Origin of the sequence: Microbacterium hominis NBRC 15708 (genome assembly GCF_001592125.1) — a bacterium.
GTDB classification, from domain to species: domain Bacteria; phylum Actinomycetota; class Actinomycetes; order Actinomycetales; family Microbacteriaceae; genus Microbacterium; species Microbacterium hominis.
Window position 1 is genome coordinate 1 of record NZ_BCWI01000027.1, and the last position, 14,478, is coordinate 14,478.

A 14,478-nucleotide genomic window follows, 5' to 3' on the forward strand; every position below is an offset into this window, starting at 1 on the left:
CCCCCGCTGCCTCGGCGGCACACCGCCGCCGTCACCCCGTGCCCGCTCGTCCACCGTCACGAAAAGGAGATCCCATGTCACTCTCATCACTCGACCGCCCCTCGCCGAGGACCGCGACCGCGTCCTTGCCGCCGTTGAGCGCTCGACGCGCCCGCGCCCTGTACGCCGACGAGGACGGTGCCGCCACGGCGGAGTACGCCGTCGCGACGATGGCGGCCGTCGCGTTCGCGGGGCTGCTCGTCGTGATCATGCGCAGCGACGAGGTGCGCGGCATCCTCACCGATCTGGTCCGCCGCGCACTCACGGTCGCATGAGTCGCCGGGGCGATGACGGCGGTTCGGCGACCGCGGAGTTCGCCGTCATCGTTCCCGCGGTGCTGCTGGTCGTGGCGCTGACCGCGGGCGCCGTGTCCGCGGTGGGACGGCAGGTGCGACTGGAGCACGCGGCCGCGCAGGCCTCGAGGCTCGCCGCGCGCGGCGAGCCCGATCGCGCCGGCGAGATCGTGCAGGCGATCGCCGGTGGACACGTCGCCGGGGTCACCGCCGACGGCGATCTCGTGTGCGTCACCGCGACGGCGTCCCCCGGCATCCCGCTTCCGCTGCCCGAGCTGCGGGCCCGCTCCTGCGCCCTCGACGGCGGACGGTGACGACAGTGATGATGAGGAGGGATCGCTGATGGCGGGGGCAGCGGCCGCGCTCGCCGCGGTCGCCGTCGCGTCGGCCGTCGCGGTCGGTGTCGTGACCGCCGGGGCGGCGGCGGTCATCGGAGCCCGCGCGGCCGGCATCGCGGATGCCGCAGCCCTCGCCGCCGCCGATACGGCCGCGGGCCTCGTGCCGGGGACGGCGTGCCAACGCGCCGTCGATGTCGCGGCCGTGGCGGGTGCCGCGGTCGTGGCGTGCGACGTGGTCGGAACGATCGCGACGGTCCGCGTCCGCCTCGGGTTGGGGGTGCTTGTCGCGGAGGCTCGCGCGCGAGCCGGGCCCCCTCCCGGTGATGGGTGAGGCGGCGGCTCCCAGCGTCCTCCACGTCGAGCGGTGTGTATGGTGTGCATCGGAGAAAGGACGCCACGTGGCAGCTGTCAAGAGTGCTGGGGGCAAGAAGCTCGTCATCGTCGAGTCGCCGACGAAGATGAAGTCGATCCAGGGATACCTGGGCGACGGATACGAGGTGCTCAGCTCGGTCGGTCACATCCGTGACCTCGCGGACAAGAAGGACATCCCCGCCGAGCTGAAGAAGACCTCGGTCGGAAAGTACTCGATCGACATCGAGAACGGCTTCACTCCTCTTTATGTGGAGAGCGAGCGCGGCAAGAAGACCGTCGCCGAGCTCAAGCGCGCCCTCAAGAACGCCGACGAGCTCCTGCTCGCCACCGATGAAGACCGCGAAGGCGAAGCCATCGCGTGGCACCTGCTCGAGGCCCTCAAGCCCAAGGTCCCCGTCAAGCGCATGGTGTTCCACGAGATCACCAAGGACGCCATCCGCGCCGCCGTCGACAACACCCGCGAGCTCGACCTCGCCCTCGTCGACGCGCAGGAGACGCGCCGCATCCTCGACCGTCTGTACGGCTGGGACGTCTCCGACGTCACGCGCCGGAAGGTCGGACAGGGCACCTCCGCCGGGCGCGTGCAGTCGGCTGCGACGCGCCTCGTCGTCGACCGCGAACGCGAGCGCATGGCCTTCGTCTCGGCGTCGTACTGGGATGTCGAGGCGCTCGCCGCCTCCGGCGGCGAGGCGTTCGCCACCCGCCTGGCCCGCCTCGACGGCGCTCCGCTGGCGCGCGGCACCGACTTCGACGATGCCGGACAGCTGAAGAAGGCCGTCGTCGTCCTCACCGAATCGCAGGCGCGCGAGCTGGCCGCCGCGATCGAGGCGGGCGGGGAGGCGACCGTCACGGCCGTCGAGGCCAAGCCCGGAACCCGCAGCCCCAAGCCCCCGTTCACGACCTCCACGCTCCAGCAGGAGGCCGGTCGCAAGCTCTCGATGAGCGCGAAGCACGCCATGGGCGTCGCTCAGCGGCTCTACGAGAAGGGGTACATCACCTATATGCGCACCGACTCGACCGCGCTGTCCACGCAGGCGGTCACGGCGGCGCGTACCCAGGCCGTGGCGCTGTACGGCGACAAGGCGGTGCCGGCCAACCCGCGCAGCTACCGCAACAACAGCAAGAACGCGCAGGAGGCGCACGAGGCGATCCGTCCCTCGGGCGACTCCTTCCGCACCCCGGCATCCGTGTCGTCGTCGCTGGACCGCGACGAACTGCGCCTGTACGACCTCATCTGGAAGCGCACCGTCGCCTCGCAGATGTCCGACGCCAAGTACGAGACCACCACGGTGACGCTCGAGACCGAGGCAGCCGGCCGCACGGCGTCGTTCACGGCATCCGGCACCGTGTACACCTTCAAGGGCTTCCTCGAGGCGTACGAGGAAGGGCGCGACGAGAAGCGCGGCGACGCCGACAAGTCCGACGACCAGTCGCTGCCGCCGCTGGCCGTCGGCGACGTGCTCTCGCTGCACGACGTCGAGCCGAAGGGGCATGCCACCAGCCCCAAGCCCCGCTACACCGAGGCGTCGCTCGTGAAGGCGCTGGAGGAGAAGGGCATCGGTCGTCCCTCGACGTTCGCGAGCATCATCGACGTCATCATCAACCGCGAGTACGTCACCAAGCGCGGTCAGGCGCTCGTGCCCAGCTGGCTGGCGTTCAGCGTCGTGCGGCTGCTCGAGGAGCACTTCGCCGACCTCGTCGACTACGACTTCACGGCCGCGCTCGAAGACGACCTCGACGCGATCGCGCGCGGCGAGCAGCAGCGCGTCGCGTGGCTGCAGGAGTTCTACTTCGGCTCCGAGAACCACGTGGGCCTTCGTCACATCCTCGACAACCTCGGCGAGATCGACGCGCGCGAGATCAACGCGACGAAGATCGGCGACGTCGCCACCCTGCGCTTCGGCCGGTATGGCCCCTACCTCGACGTGCCCAACGAGGACGGCACGTCGCGCATCGTCAACGTCCCCGGCGATCTGGCCCCCGACGAGCTCACCCCCGAGAAGGCGCGCGAGCTCATCGACGCCCCGATCGCCGGCGACCGCGTGCTCGGACAGAATCCCGAGAACGGGCGCGACATCGTGGTGAAGGACGGTCGCTTCGGTCCCTACCTCGAAGAGGTGCTCCCCGCCGAGCCCGAGCCTGAGTCCGCGCCCGTCGCCGAGGCCGCGGCCGAGTCGGCGCCGAAGAAGCGGGTCGCGAAGAAGAAGGTCGAGGCGCCCAAGCCGCGCCGCGCCTCGCTCTTCAAGAGCATGTCGCCCGAGACGATCGACCTCGAGACCGCGCTGAAGCTCTTCTCGCTTCCGCGCACCGTCGGTGTCGACCCCGAGACCGACACCCCGATCACGGCGCAGAACGGCCCCTACGGTCCGTACCTGAAGAAGGGCACCGACTCGCGTTCGCTCGCGGGCGAGGACCAGATCTTCGACATCACCCTCGAGCAGGCGCTCGAGATCTACGCGCAGCCGAAGTACGCCAACCGCGCCGCGAGCTTCCTCAAGGAGTTCGAGGCCGATCCGGTGTCGGGCAAGCCCATCCGCATCAAGGACGGCCGCTTCGGCGCCTACGTCACCGACGGGACCACGAACGTGACGATCCCGCGCGGGCAGACCGCCGACGACATCACCTTCGAGGTCGCGGTGCAGATGCTCGCGGACAAGCGTGCGAAGGGGCCCGCGCCCAAGCGCACGACCCGCCGGACGACCACGACCACGCGCAAGCCGGCCGCCAAGAAGAAATGACCCGGGGACTGTGGGTCACGTTCGAGGGCGGTGACGGCACCGGGAAGACGACGCAGGCGAGCCTCCTCGAGCGCTGGCTGCGCGATCAGGGGCGCACGGTCCTGCGCACCCGTGAACCCGGCGGCACGGAGGTCGGCGTCCTGATCCGCGACATCGTCCTGCACCACCGCGGCGAGGTCGCCCCGCGCGCGGAAGCGCTGCTCTACGCGGCGGATCGCGCCCAGCACGTCGCGACGCTCGTGCGACCCGCCCTCGACCGCGGCGAGGTCGTCATCCAGGACCGCTACCTCGACTCGTCGGTGGCCTACCAGGGTGCAGGGCGTGTGCTGGATGCCGACCAGGTGCGTGAGCTGTCGCTGTGGGCCACGGAGGACGCGCTTCCCGACGTGACGGTGCTCCTCGACCTCGATCCGGCCGCCGCCCGTCGGCGACTGGATGCCGCCGACAAGCCCTTCGACCGGCTCGAGGCGGAGAAGGCCGAGTTCCACGATCGTGTCCGCGTCGCGTTCCTGAGCCTGGCCGCCGCCGATCCGCAGCGCTTCCTCGTGCTCGACGCCGCGCTCCCCGCCGCCGAGCTGGCCGCCGCCATCCAGACCCACATCGCCCACCGCCTCGCCTGACCCCGCCCCCACCCCACCCCGCCGAGCCGCCATCCCGCGCCCGAGCCGCCACGCCCCGGGCCGGACGCGCCGTGGCGGCTCGCACAAGACATGGCGGCTCGCCGCTGGGGGGAGAACTCCCTGGGGGTGTCCGTGCGGGCACGTAGGCTGGGGGCATGATTGCGGATGCTCCGATCGCCGAGGGGGAGCCCGGGACGGAGGTCCCGTGGGGCGAGGTGTGGGGCCAGGACGAGGCGTTGCAGCAGCTGCGCGCCGCGGCATCCGATCCCGCTCAGCTCGCGCATGCGTGGCTCATCACCGGCCCGGCCGGCTCGGGCCGCTCGACCCTCGCGTACGCGTTCGCCGCGGCGCTGATCGCCGAGCCGGGGGATGAGAACGCGATGCGTCAGGTGCTCGCCGGCACGCACCCCGACCTCACCGCGTTGCGCACCGAGGGTGTGATCATCTCGATCAAAGACGCCCGCGCGCTCGTCGAGCGCTCCTACTTCTCCCCGTCGCTCGGCCGCTACCGCGTCATGGTGATGGAGGATGCCGACCGGATGGTCGAGCGCACCAACAACGTGCTCCTCAAGGCGCTCGAAGAGCCGCCGGAGCGGACCGTGTGGATCCTCTGCGCGCCCAGCGACGCCGACCTCCTGCCCACGATCCGCTCGCGCGTGCGCACGCTGCGTCTGCGTGAACCCGATGTCGCCGACGTCGGACGCCTCATCGTGGCACGCACCGGCGTCGACCCGGCCACCGCCGAGCAGGCGGCGCGGCTCGCGCAGCGCCACATCGGCATGGCGGTGCGCCTGGCCACCGACGAGGGCGCGCGCGCCCGCCGCGACGAGACGCTGCGCGCCGTGCTGTCGGTCCGCGGCGTCGGGGGAGCGGTCGAGACCGCGGCGCGGATCGTGCAGCTGGCCACCGACGACGCCAAGGCGCTGACGGCCGAGCGCGATGAGGCCGAGCGCGCGTCGCTCCTGCGCACCCTCGGCATCGTCGCCGGCGCGGCGGTGCCGCCCGCCGTGCGCGGTCAGCTCAGCGCGCTGGAGGACGACCAGAAGCGGCGCGCGACCCGCAGCCTGCGCGACGGCATCGACCGCGTGCTCACCGATCTCGAGTCGATGTTCCGCGATGTGCTCATGCTGCAGTTCGGTCGCGGCGACGATCTCATCAACCGCGAGCTGGCGTCCGAACTGCGCGCCCTCGCCGATGCCTGGTCGGCCCTCCGCACGCTGGTGGTGCTGGACGCGATCTCGCAGACGCGCACGAACCTGGAGGGCAACGCCGCCCCCGCCCTGGCCCTGGAGAGCATGCTCGTGACCGTCGCGAGCGGGAGGACACTGTGACCGAGACATCCCACCGCCGTCGTCGTTCCGTCGTCGGCCGATCCGTCGTCCGGCGCGCCGTGGTCACGATCGCCGCCCTCGCGGCGGCGACCACGATGCTGTCCGGCTGCCTGTACGCGGCCATCCCCCCGGAGAGCGCCGCCACACCGGCGCCCAGCCGCGAACCCGACGTCGACGGGGCTCCCGCCGGCTTCGAGGAGTTCTATGGGCAGCAGCTCGACTGGCAGGCGTGCAGCGGCGCGGATGCCGGGAGCTTCGACTGCGCGACGGTCACCGCACCGCTGGACTGGACCGATCCCTCGGTGGGGACCATAGATCTCGCCGTGATCCGCCGCGCCGCGACCGACGGCGACGCCATCGGGTCGCTGCTGACCAACCCCGGCGGACCCGGCGCGAGCGGCTACGATCTCATCGCGCAGTCGTCGTCGTTCGCGGTCGGTGCGGCGCTCTCCGACGTGTACGACGTCATCGGGTTCGACCCGCGCGGCGTCGGCCGTTCCACGGCGGTGCGCTGCTTCGATGCCGCGGAGATGGACGCCTACCTCTTCGACATCCCCGCCGATCCGCGTGGCAGCCAGGGCTGGACCGACGAGCTGACGGCCCGCAACCAGGACTTCGTGAAGGCCTGTGAAGCGGGAAGCGACGGCATCCTGCCGTACATCACGACCGACAACGCGGCGCGCGACATGGATCTGCTGCGCGCCGTGCTCGGCGACAGGAAGCTCAACTACCTGGGCTACTCGTACGGCACCTTCCTCGGCGCGACGTACGCCAAGCTGTTCCCCGAGCGCGTCGGGCGCCTCGTGCTCGACGGCGCGATCGATCCGTCGGTGTCGGGACTGGACGTGAGCACGACACAGGCCATCGGATTCGAGTCGGCGCTGCGGGCCTACATGGCCGACTGTCTGCAGGGCCGTTCCTGCCCGTTCTCGGGCAGCGTCGACGAGGGCATGGCCGCTCTCGGCACGCTCCTGGCGAGCGTGGACAGCTCGCCGCTGACCGGCTCGGACGGGCGTGAGCTGGGCGCCGACACGTTGATGACCGCGATCATCGCCGCCCTGTACTCGCAGGACAGCTGGTCCTACCTCAGCAAGGCCCTCACCGACGCGCTCGCCGGCGACGCCGACACCGCCCTGACGCTGGCCGACTTCTACTACGCCCGCTCCGACGGCACCTATCAGGACAACTCGACCGAGGCCTTCCGGGCCTACAACTGCATGGACTACCCCCTCGACTCCTCGCAGGCCGACAAGGATGCCGCCGACGCGCTCGTGCGTCAGAAGGCGCCGACCATCGCCCCGTACTGGCAGGGTGTGGACGTGTGCGAGGTCTGGCCGTACCCGCCGACGGGCGTGCGCGAGAAGATCGCCGCCGACGGCGCCGCACCCATCGTGGTGGTCGGCACCACCAACGATCCCGCGACGCCGTACGAGTGGTCGGTGTCGCTGGCCGAGCAGCTGTCGTCGGGGGTGCTGGTGACCCGCCAGGGCGAGGGGCACACCGGCTACAACAAGGGCAACACGTGCGTCGACACGGCCGTGGAGGACTACCTGGTCGACGGCACGGTGCCGCTGAACGGGCTCACCTGCTGAGCTCGCGCGGAAGGTCGCTCAGCGGCGCAGGACCCGGCGGGCGAGCGCGTTGCCGACGAACTGCACCAGCTGGACGATCACGACGATGACCAGCACGGCCGACCAGGTCACCCACGGGTTGAACTGCTTGAAGCCGTAGTTGATCGCGAACTCGCCGAGTCCGCCGGCGGCGACGGCGCCGGCCATCGCGGTCATGTCGACGAGCGCCACGACGACGAAGGTGTAGCCGAGCACGAGCGGGCCCAGGGATTCCCGGGGGACGAGCCGGAAGAGGATCCGCGACCGGCTCGCACCCGCTGCGCGCGCGGCCTCGATGACCCCGGGGCGCACGGTCAGCAAATTCTGCTCGACGATGCGGCTGATGGCGAACAGTGAGGCGATCGTGATGGCGAACACCGCGAACGGCACGCCGATGCCGGGCACGCCGACCCCGCGCGCGATGGGCTGCACGGCGGCCAGCAGGATGATGAAGGGGATCGGTCGGATCGTGTTCACGATGACGTTGAGCACTCCGAACACCGCGCGCTGCGGGAAGAGGCTGCCCGGGCGGGTCGCGTAGAGGGCGAGACCGAGCAGCAGGCCGCCGGCACCGCCCAGCACCAGCGCCGCGCTCGCGACGTACAGCGTCTCCAGCGTCGCCTCCCAGAGCTGGGGCAGCAGCGTGATGAGCCTATCCACGGGGGTCCTCCTCGGTCAGGGGCGCGTGCGCGGATGCCGCGGCCAGCGCGCGCGTGACGGCATCCGCGTCACCGGTCACGGCGAGCGTGAGGTGTCCGAAGACGCGGCCCCGGATGTCGTTGATGCCGCCGTGCACGACCTCGAAGCGCACGCCGTGGGCGGCCAGGGCGGCGAACACGTCCGCCTGTGCGGCGACGCCGTCGCGGACGTCCAGCGTGACGATGCGTCCGTCGTGCCGAGCGCGCAGGGCGGCGAGGTCGTCGCCGGTGGGGACGTCGTCGATGACGCTGGCGACGAAGCGCGCGGTCGCCGGATGCTGCGGGGCGGAGAGGATGTCGAAGACGGTGCCGGTCTCGATGACGCGGCCCTGCTCCATCACGACGACGCGATCGGCGAGGGTGCGGATGACCTCCATCTCGTGCGTGATGAGCACGATGGTGACGCCGAGCTCCGCGTTCACCCGGCGGAGGAGGCCCAGGACCTCCTGGGTCGTGTCGGGGTCGAGCGCGCTCGTCGCCTCGTCGGCGAGGAGGATGCGGGGGCTCGTCGCGAGAGCGCGCGCGATGCCGACCCGCTGCTTCTGCCCGCCGGACAGCTGCTCGGGGTAGTTCTGCGCCTTGGCGGACAGGCCGACGAACTCGAGGAGCTCCGCGACGCGTGAGCGGATCTCGCCACGGGGGCGGCCGGCGACCTCCAGCGGATAGGCCACGTTCCCGGCGACCGTCCGCGAGTCGAAGAGGTTGAACTGCTGGAAGATCATGCCGATGTCCGCGCGCAGCCTCCGCAGCTCCCGCTCACCGAACCGGGTGATGTCGGAGCCGTCGATCTCCACGCGTCCCGACGACGGCGTCTCCAGCGCGTTGATGAGACGGAGCACGGTGGACTTGCCCGCGCCGGAGTATCCGATGATGCCGCAGATCTCACCCGCCGCGACGTCGAGGGAGACGTCGTCGAGGGCGACCACGGGCGGTGCCCCCTTCGTCTGCGGGGGGAAGACCTTCGTGGCCGATGTCAGTCTGATGATGCTCATGGGCTCCCGATCCGGGTCGAGGCGGAGACGACGCACGCGTGTGCGGCCCGCCTTCCGACGGGCCGCACACGCGGGGCGATCACTGCTGGGCGCGGATGTCGTCCTCGGTCTTCTTCAGCGACGTGACCAGATCGGCGACCGGCGTCTTCAGGAGCACCGCGGTGCCGCCCGAGGCCTCCAGCACGCCCTCCTGGACAGCGGCGGTGTTCTGGTACAGCTCGACGAGCTTCGCGTAGGTGGGGTTGTCGGCGTCCGCGGCCTTGGCCGCGAAGATGTTGATGTACGGGAACGCCGACGAGTCCGCCGGATCGTCCTGCGCGAGCAGCTGGTCCTTGGTCAGTCCGGACTTGGCGACGAAGTCGTTGTTCACGACCGCGCCGGCGAAGTCGGGGAGCGACGAGGCGGTGAAGTCGGCGGCGACGGCCTCGACCTTGACCTTGGAGCCCGGCTCGATGTCGGCGACGGCCGAGAAGATCGACCCGCCGTCCTTCAGCGTGATCAGGCCCGCCGACTGCAGGACCAGGAGCGCGCGCGCCTGGTTGGACTCGTCGTTGGGGACGGCGATCGTCTCACCGGCGGGGATGTCGGCGACGCTGGCGTACTTGGTCGAGTACAGGCCCAGCGGGTAGATCGCGGTCGCCCCGATCGGCACGAGGTCGTCTCCGGCCTTCACGTTGTAGGTGGCGAGGTAGATGATGTGCTGGAACTGGTTCAGGTCGAGCTCGCCCGCCGACAGAGCCGGGTTCGGCTGGTCGTAGGAGTCGAAGTTCACGATCTCGACGTTGATGCCCTCGGCGGCAGCGGCTTCCTTGTAGGTCTCCCAGTAGGGGTCGCCGGCGCCGACGACGCCGATGCGCACGGGGTCGGAGGAGGCCCCCGCGGAGTCGGAGGGCGATGCGGCGCCGGAGGCGCACGCGCTCAGCAGCAGGACGAGCGGCAGCGCCAGAGCGGCGGCCAGGGTCTTCTTGGACATGGGTGGTGCTCCTTGTGGGTCGGGGCACCGCGTGGCGCGGGAGGACTGCAGGGTCGGCTTCCGCGCTCGCCTCGTCGCGGTGCCTCATCGACGGTAGGCAGATCCGGCGTCCAGATCAGAATCGGGACGTAACACGACGACACCGCCGGATCGGGTCGGCGTCGCCGGCCCCGGCGACCGGTTCGCGAGAGGCGCCCCGACCCTGTAGGATCGATCATCGTGCATGGCGCTCCGGCTCCCTGCGCCGCCTTAGCTCAGACGGCAGAGCGATTCACTCGTAATGAATAGGTCAAGGGTTCGATTCCCTTAGGCGGCTCCACACTTCCCCTCGCCCAGGGAGACTCCATGGATCACGCGATCGACGCGCTGATCGAGATCTTCACGTGGGTCGGACTCGGCGCGTTCGTCGTGCTCGCCGCCGCGGCGGTCGTCGTGTGGGCGGCCGACGGCACGTGGCTCCCGGCGGAGGCCATCATCGACCGCGACGGCGAGCATCCGCTCGCGCGGTGGTTCGACGCGGACGGCGACGCGAACAGTGCGCCCCTGTCGGCGGCGGATGCCGCGGTCATCGGCGACGCCGACGCGGCATCCATCTGGTACCGCCACGGCTGGCAGGGACGCATGCGGCTGCAGCGGCGCCCCGCCGGGCTGCGTGCGCTGACCTGGTCGGCGGCGGGGATGCTCGCGCTCGGCATGATCAGTCTCGTCACGGGCTGGGTGCTCTACTTCGTCCGCGGGTGAGTGCGCGTCACCGCGCAGCACGGCGCTGGCATGCGGGACTTATTACTAGATAAGCTAGCGACATGACTCGTCGCACCGACACCCCGACGCGCTGGCTGCGTATCGGCATTCCCGTTCTGCTGGTCCTGATCTGGCTCGTCGGAGGATCCATCGGCGGCCCCTACTTCGGCAAGGTCGACGAGGTCGCGACCAACGACCAGTCCTCGTTCCTGCCGTCCTCGGCGGAGTCCACGCAGGTGCAGGAGCGGCTCTCGCAGTTCACCGGCGGCGACAGCATCCCCGCCGTCATCGTCGTCACCGGCGACGGGGCGCTCAGCGCGGCGCAGCTCACCCAGATCTCCGACCTTGCCTCGACCATCTCCGGCGTCGAGGGCGTCGAGCAGGTGTCGCCGGCCATCCCGTCCGAAGACGGCGAGGCGGTGCAGTTCTTCGTGCCGATCTCGACCGCGGGCGACGTGGGCGAGACGGTCACGGCCGTCCGCGAGAGCATCGAGAAGAACCTGCCGTCGGGCCTGGAGGCGTGGGTCACCGGCCCCGCCGGGTTCACCGCCGATCTGGTGGCGGGCTTCCTCGGTATCGACGGCCTGCTGCTCGCCGTCGCGCTCGGGGCGGTGTTCATCATCCTGGTGATCGTCTACCGCTCGCCGCTGCTGCCGGTGCTCGTGCTGCTCACCTCGACCTTCGCCCTGTGCGTCGCGCTGCTGACGGTCTGGTGGCTCGCCAAGGCGGGTATCTTCGTGCTGAACGGGCAAGTGCAAGGCATCCTGTTCATCCTCGTCATCGGTGCCGCCACCGACTACGCCCTGCTCTACACGGCACGCTTCCGCGAAGCGATCGGCACGGGGGCCAAGCGGTGGGATGCCGCGATCACCGCCTGGCGCGGCGCGTTCGAGCCGATCATCGCCTCGGGCGGCACGGTCATCGCCGGGCTGCTCTGCCTGCTGCTGAGCGATCTCGCCAGCAACCGGGCGCTCGGGCCGATCGCCTCGATCGGCATCGCGTTCGCGGTGCTGTCCGCCCTCACGTTCCTGCCGGCGCTGCTCGCGATCTTCGGGCGCGCGGCGTTCTGGCCCTTCATCCCGAAGGGCGCCGACGGCGACCCGGGGGACAACGCCGAGCGGCTCGTCACCGACCCGAACGCCCCCGTCCGCGGTTTCTGGGGCCGCCAGGCGCGGCTGGTCGCGCGCCACGCGCGGCCCGTGTGGATCATCTCGACGGTCGTGCTGCTCGCGGCATCCGTCGGCGTGCTGCAGCTCAAGGCCGACGGGGTGCCGCAGAGCGACCTGGTGCTGGGCGCGTCGCAGGCGCGCGACGGGCAGGACGTGCTCGCCCAGCACTTCGCCGCGGGATCGGGCAGCCCCGCCTACATCGTCGTGCCCCAGGATCGGGTGGCCGACGCCGTCACCGTGCTCGAGAAGGCGCCCGGCATCGAGTCCGTCGCCGCGACCGCAAAGGACACCGCGTCGGGTCAGATCGGTGTCTCCGTGCAGAACGGCGCCCCCGTCTACACGCTGGCCGGTCCGCCGAGTGCGACGCCGCCCCAGCCCACGATCGTCGACGGCGACGTGCTGCTGGTGGCGACGCTGTCGGACGAGGCCGACTCGCTGGCCGCGGAGCAGACCGTGCGCGATCTGCGGACGAGCTTCACGACCGAGCTCGGCGCGGACGTCGCCCTGGTCGGCGGGCCGACGGCGATCGACCTCGACACGAACGACACCTCGATCCGCGACCGTACCCTCATCATCCCGGTGATCCTCGCCGTGATCCTCGTGATCCTGATGCTGCTGCTGCGGGCGGTCGTCGCCCCGGTCATCCTGATCCTGAGTGTCATCCTGTCGTTCGGCGCGGCACTCGGCGTCAGCGCGCTCGTCTTCGACAACCTGTTCCACTTCCCGGGGGCGGACCCCGCCGTGCCCCTGTACGGCTTCGTCTTCCTCGTGGCACTCGGCGTCGACTACAACATCTTCCTGATGTCGCGCGTGCGGGAGGAGTCGAAGCGTCACGGCACACGCCCCGGCATCCTGCGCGGGCTCGTCGCGACCGGAGGGGTGATCACCTCGGCGGGGCTCGTGCTGGCCGCGACCTTCGCCGCGCTCGGCGTGATCCCGATCCTGTTCCTCGCCCAGCTCGCGTTCATCGTCGCCTTCGGCGTGCTGCTCGACACGTTCGTCGTGCGCTCGCTGCTGGTGCCGGCGGTCGCGTACGACCTCGGCCGGCGGATCTGGTGGCCCTCACGCCTCGCGCGGGCCGACGTCGATGCCGGGCGAAACTCCTCCATTCCGGTGGCGGCGGGCGCGACACGCCGGTCGCGGCGACGTGGTGGGGGCGATTCGGCGGAGTTGTGACCGGGGCGCCGACCGCAGCCGCCCCGAGGGATTAGCCTCGGTGGTATGACCAGAGCACTGTTCATCGTCGACGTCCAGAACGACTTCACGGAGGGCGGAGCGCTCGCCGTCGCGGGCGGTGACGCGGTCGCGCGCGGTCTGACGGCGTATCTGTCCGCGCACGCCGACGACTACGCGCTGATCGTGGCGTCGCGGGACTGGCATGAAGGTCACACCGACAACGGCGGCCACTTCGCCTCCGATGCGGCCCCCGACTTCGTGGACACCTGGCCGGTGCACTGCGTCGCCGGCACGTCCGGAGCGGACTACGACCCGGAACTCGTCACGGACGCCGTGACCCACCACATCAAGAAGGGACAGGGCATGCCCGCCTACTCGCTGTTCGAAGGAACCACGGATGCCGGTGAGAAGGTGTCGTCCCTGCTGAGCGCCCGCGGCGTCACGCAGGTGGATGTCGCCGGCCTCGCCACCGATCACTGCGTGCGCGCGTCGGCGCTCGACGCGATCGCGCACGGGCTGCACGTCCGCGTCCTGACCGACCTCATCGCGGGCGTCGCGCCGGAGAGCTCGGATGCCGCGCTCGCCGAACTCGCCCACGCCGGTGCCGAGCTGGTCGGAGCGGCCTCGTGAGCGCCCCGGCCGGCTGGTACCCCGACCCGGCGGATGCCGCCGCGCGCCGCTGGTGGGACGGCACCCAGTGGACCGCGCAGACGGCGCCCGCGCCGCGGTTCGGCGAATACGCACCGAATCCCGCCGCGCCGGTCGCACCCGCCGCGCCGGTCGCTCCGGCGTATCCGGCCTACCCGACGGCTCCCGCCCCTGCGGGTCCGGGGGCCACCCCGCCGGCCGTCGACGTTCCGACCCAGACGATCTGGGTGTGGCTGGCGGTCGCCGCATCCGTGCTGCCGATGCTGTCGATCTTCCTTTTCGACTGGAACGGCTACCTCTCCCTCATCGCGGCGATGATGCGCGCGGCGGAGTCGGGCTCGGGGACGGCCGCGGCCGCGGCCACCGCGGACCTGACGTCGTGGGAGATGCGCACTCTCGGCATCTCCCTGATCGGCTGGGCGTGCTACGCCGCGTTCATCGTGTTCAGCTGGCTCGACTGGCGCGAGCTGAAGCGCCGCGGCGTGCCGGCGCCGTTCGGTTGGGCATGGTCGTTCTTCGTGCTGGTGAGTGCAGGATCGGCCGTCTACATGATCGGGCGCGCGGTGGTGCTGCGGCGGCGGACCGTCGCCGGCGGCTGGGCTCCGTTGTGGACGTGGGTCGCGGCGACGGTCGTGGGCTTCGTCGCCGCGATCTCGCTCGGCGTGTGGCTGTTCGGCGAGATCCTGCAGGTCGTGTCCGTCGGCACTCTGGGCAGCTGACCGCGGCATCCGTCCGGGGGA

The 14,478-nt window shown here is 71.1% G+C and carries 14 protein-coding genes and 1 tRNA gene; 12 read left to right on the forward strand and 3 right to left on the reverse strand.

Annotated features, from left to right (window positions below; all coding sequences use genetic code 11):
* The first annotated feature begins 74 nt into the window (after window positions 1-74).
* From MHO01S_RS15430 to MHO01S_RS15460, 7 genes are all read left to right on the forward strand, one after another.
* Window positions 75-314 (forward strand): DUF4244 domain-containing protein, encoded by a 240-nt coding sequence (locus tag MHO01S_RS15430; protein ID WP_060960476.1) that lies wholly within the window; start codon window positions 75-77, stop codon window positions 312-314.
* Window positions 311-646 (forward strand): TadE family type IV pilus minor pilin, encoded by a 336-nt coding sequence (locus MHO01S_RS15435; RefSeq protein ID WP_061782568.1) that lies wholly within the window; start codon window positions 311-313, stop codon window positions 644-646. Before MHO01S_RS15430 ends, MHO01S_RS15435 begins: the two co-directional genes overlap by 4 nt.
* A 28-nt stretch (window positions 647-674) precedes the next feature.
* Window positions 675-1,001: a hypothetical protein gene (locus MHO01S_RS15440; protein WP_061782569.1), complete on the forward strand. Its 327-nt coding sequence runs from the start codon at window positions 675-677 to the stop codon at window positions 999-1,001.
* 67 nt (window positions 1,002-1,068) lie between these two features.
* Window positions 1,069-3,780 carry a type I DNA topoisomerase gene (topA, locus tag MHO01S_RS15445; RefSeq protein WP_082734236.1) on the forward strand — a complete coding sequence of 904 codons (2,712 nt, stop codon included), beginning with the start codon at window positions 1,069-1,071 and terminating at the stop codon, window positions 3,778-3,780.
* A complete protein-coding gene (gene tmk, locus MHO01S_RS15450; RefSeq protein ID WP_061782570.1) occupies window positions 3,777-4,400 on the forward strand; it encodes a dTMP kinase in 624 nt (207 codons plus the stop codon). The genes topA and tmk overlap by 4 nt, the downstream gene beginning before the upstream one ends.
* 155 nt (window positions 4,401-4,555) lie before the next feature.
* Window positions 4,556-5,731 (forward strand): DNA polymerase III subunit delta', encoded by a 1,176-nt coding sequence (locus MHO01S_RS15455; protein ID WP_061782571.1) that lies wholly within the window; start codon window positions 4,556-4,558, stop codon window positions 5,729-5,731.
* The gene (locus tag MHO01S_RS15460) at window positions 5,728-7,323 is read left to right on the forward strand and encodes an alpha/beta hydrolase (RefSeq protein WP_060960472.1); all 1,596 of its coding nucleotides are present in this window, start codon (window positions 5,728-5,730) and stop codon (window positions 7,321-7,323) included. Before MHO01S_RS15455 ends, MHO01S_RS15460 begins: the two co-directional genes overlap by 4 nt.
* A gap of 18 nt (window positions 7,324-7,341) precedes the next feature.
* On the opposite strand, the gene MHO01S_RS15465 is transcribed toward MHO01S_RS15460, so the two are convergent.
* From MHO01S_RS15465 to MHO01S_RS15475, 3 genes are all read right to left on the reverse strand, one after another.
* Window positions 7,342-8,001, reverse strand: coding sequence for an ABC transporter permease subunit (locus tag MHO01S_RS15465; protein ID WP_060960471.1), 660 nt, complete (start codon window positions 7,999-8,001; stop codon window positions 7,342-7,344).
* Window positions 7,994-9,031 (reverse strand): methionine ABC transporter ATP-binding protein, encoded by a 1,038-nt coding sequence (locus MHO01S_RS15470; RefSeq protein WP_060960470.1) that lies wholly within the window; start codon window positions 9,029-9,031, stop codon window positions 7,994-7,996. Before MHO01S_RS15470 ends, MHO01S_RS15465 begins: the two co-directional genes overlap by 8 nt.
* A 79-nt stretch (window positions 9,032-9,110) precedes the next feature.
* The gene (locus tag MHO01S_RS15475; protein WP_060960469.1) at window positions 9,111-10,004 is read right to left on the reverse strand and encodes a MetQ/NlpA family ABC transporter substrate-binding protein; all 894 of its coding nucleotides are present in this window, start codon (window positions 10,002-10,004) and stop codon (window positions 9,111-9,113) included.
* Between the two features lie 243 nt (window positions 10,005-10,247).
* Between MHO01S_RS15475 and MHO01S_RS15480 the strand changes: the two genes are divergently transcribed.
* From MHO01S_RS15480 to MHO01S_RS15500, 5 genes are all read left to right on the forward strand, one after another.
* Window positions 10,248-10,323: transfer RNA gene (locus tag MHO01S_RS15480), tRNA-Thr, on the forward strand.
* Window positions 10,324-10,349: 26 nt separating this feature from the next.
* On the forward strand, window positions 10,350-10,745 hold the full coding sequence (locus MHO01S_RS15485) for a hypothetical protein (protein ID WP_061782572.1): 396 nt from the start codon (window positions 10,350-10,352) through the stop codon (window positions 10,743-10,745).
* A gap of 62 nt (window positions 10,746-10,807) precedes the next feature.
* On the forward strand, window positions 10,808-13,090 hold the full coding sequence (locus MHO01S_RS15490; protein WP_060960467.1) for an MMPL family transporter: 2,283 nt from the start codon (window positions 10,808-10,810) through the stop codon (window positions 13,088-13,090).
* Between the two features lie 45 nt (window positions 13,091-13,135).
* On the forward strand, window positions 13,136-13,720 hold the full coding sequence (locus MHO01S_RS15495; RefSeq protein ID WP_060960466.1) for an isochorismatase family protein: 585 nt from the start codon (window positions 13,136-13,138) through the stop codon (window positions 13,718-13,720).
* On the forward strand, window positions 13,717-14,457 hold the full coding sequence (locus tag MHO01S_RS15500) for a DUF2510 domain-containing protein (protein WP_060960465.1): 741 nt from the start codon (window positions 13,717-13,719) through the stop codon (window positions 14,455-14,457). Before MHO01S_RS15495 ends, MHO01S_RS15500 begins: the two co-directional genes overlap by 4 nt.
* Window positions 14,458-14,478 lie beyond the last annotated feature (21 nt).

Coding starts and splice junctions, on each gene's coding strand:
- MHO01S_RS15430 (WP_060960476.1), top strand. CDS start 75: ATGTCACTCTCATCACTCGACCGCCCCTCGCCGAGGACCGCGACCGCG.
- MHO01S_RS15435 (WP_061782568.1), top strand. CDS start 311: ATGAGTCGCCGGGGCGATGACGGCGGTTCGGCGACCGCGGAGTTCGCC.
- MHO01S_RS15440 (WP_061782569.1), top strand. CDS start 675: ATGGCGGGGGCAGCGGCCGCGCTCGCCGCGGTCGCCGTCGCGTCGGCC.
- tmk (WP_061782570.1), top strand. CDS start 3,777: ATGACCCGGGGACTGTGGGTCACGTTCGAGGGCGGTGACGGCACCGGG.
- MHO01S_RS15455 (WP_061782571.1), top strand. CDS start 4,556: ATGATTGCGGATGCTCCGATCGCCGAGGGGGAGCCCGGGACGGAGGTC.
- MHO01S_RS15470 (WP_060960470.1), bottom strand. CDS start 9,031: ATGAGCATCATCAGACTGACATCGGCCACGAAGGTCTTCCCCCCGCAG.
- MHO01S_RS15475 (WP_060960469.1), bottom strand. CDS start 10,004: ATGTCCAAGAAGACCCTGGCCGCCGCTCTGGCGCTGCCGCTCGTCCTG.
- MHO01S_RS15485 (WP_061782572.1), top strand. CDS start 10,350: ATGGATCACGCGATCGACGCGCTGATCGAGATCTTCACGTGGGTCGGA.
- MHO01S_RS15490 (WP_060960467.1), top strand. CDS start 10,808: ATGACTCGTCGCACCGACACCCCGACGCGCTGGCTGCGTATCGGCATT.
- MHO01S_RS15495 (WP_060960466.1), top strand. CDS start 13,136: ATGACCAGAGCACTGTTCATCGTCGACGTCCAGAACGACTTCACGGAG.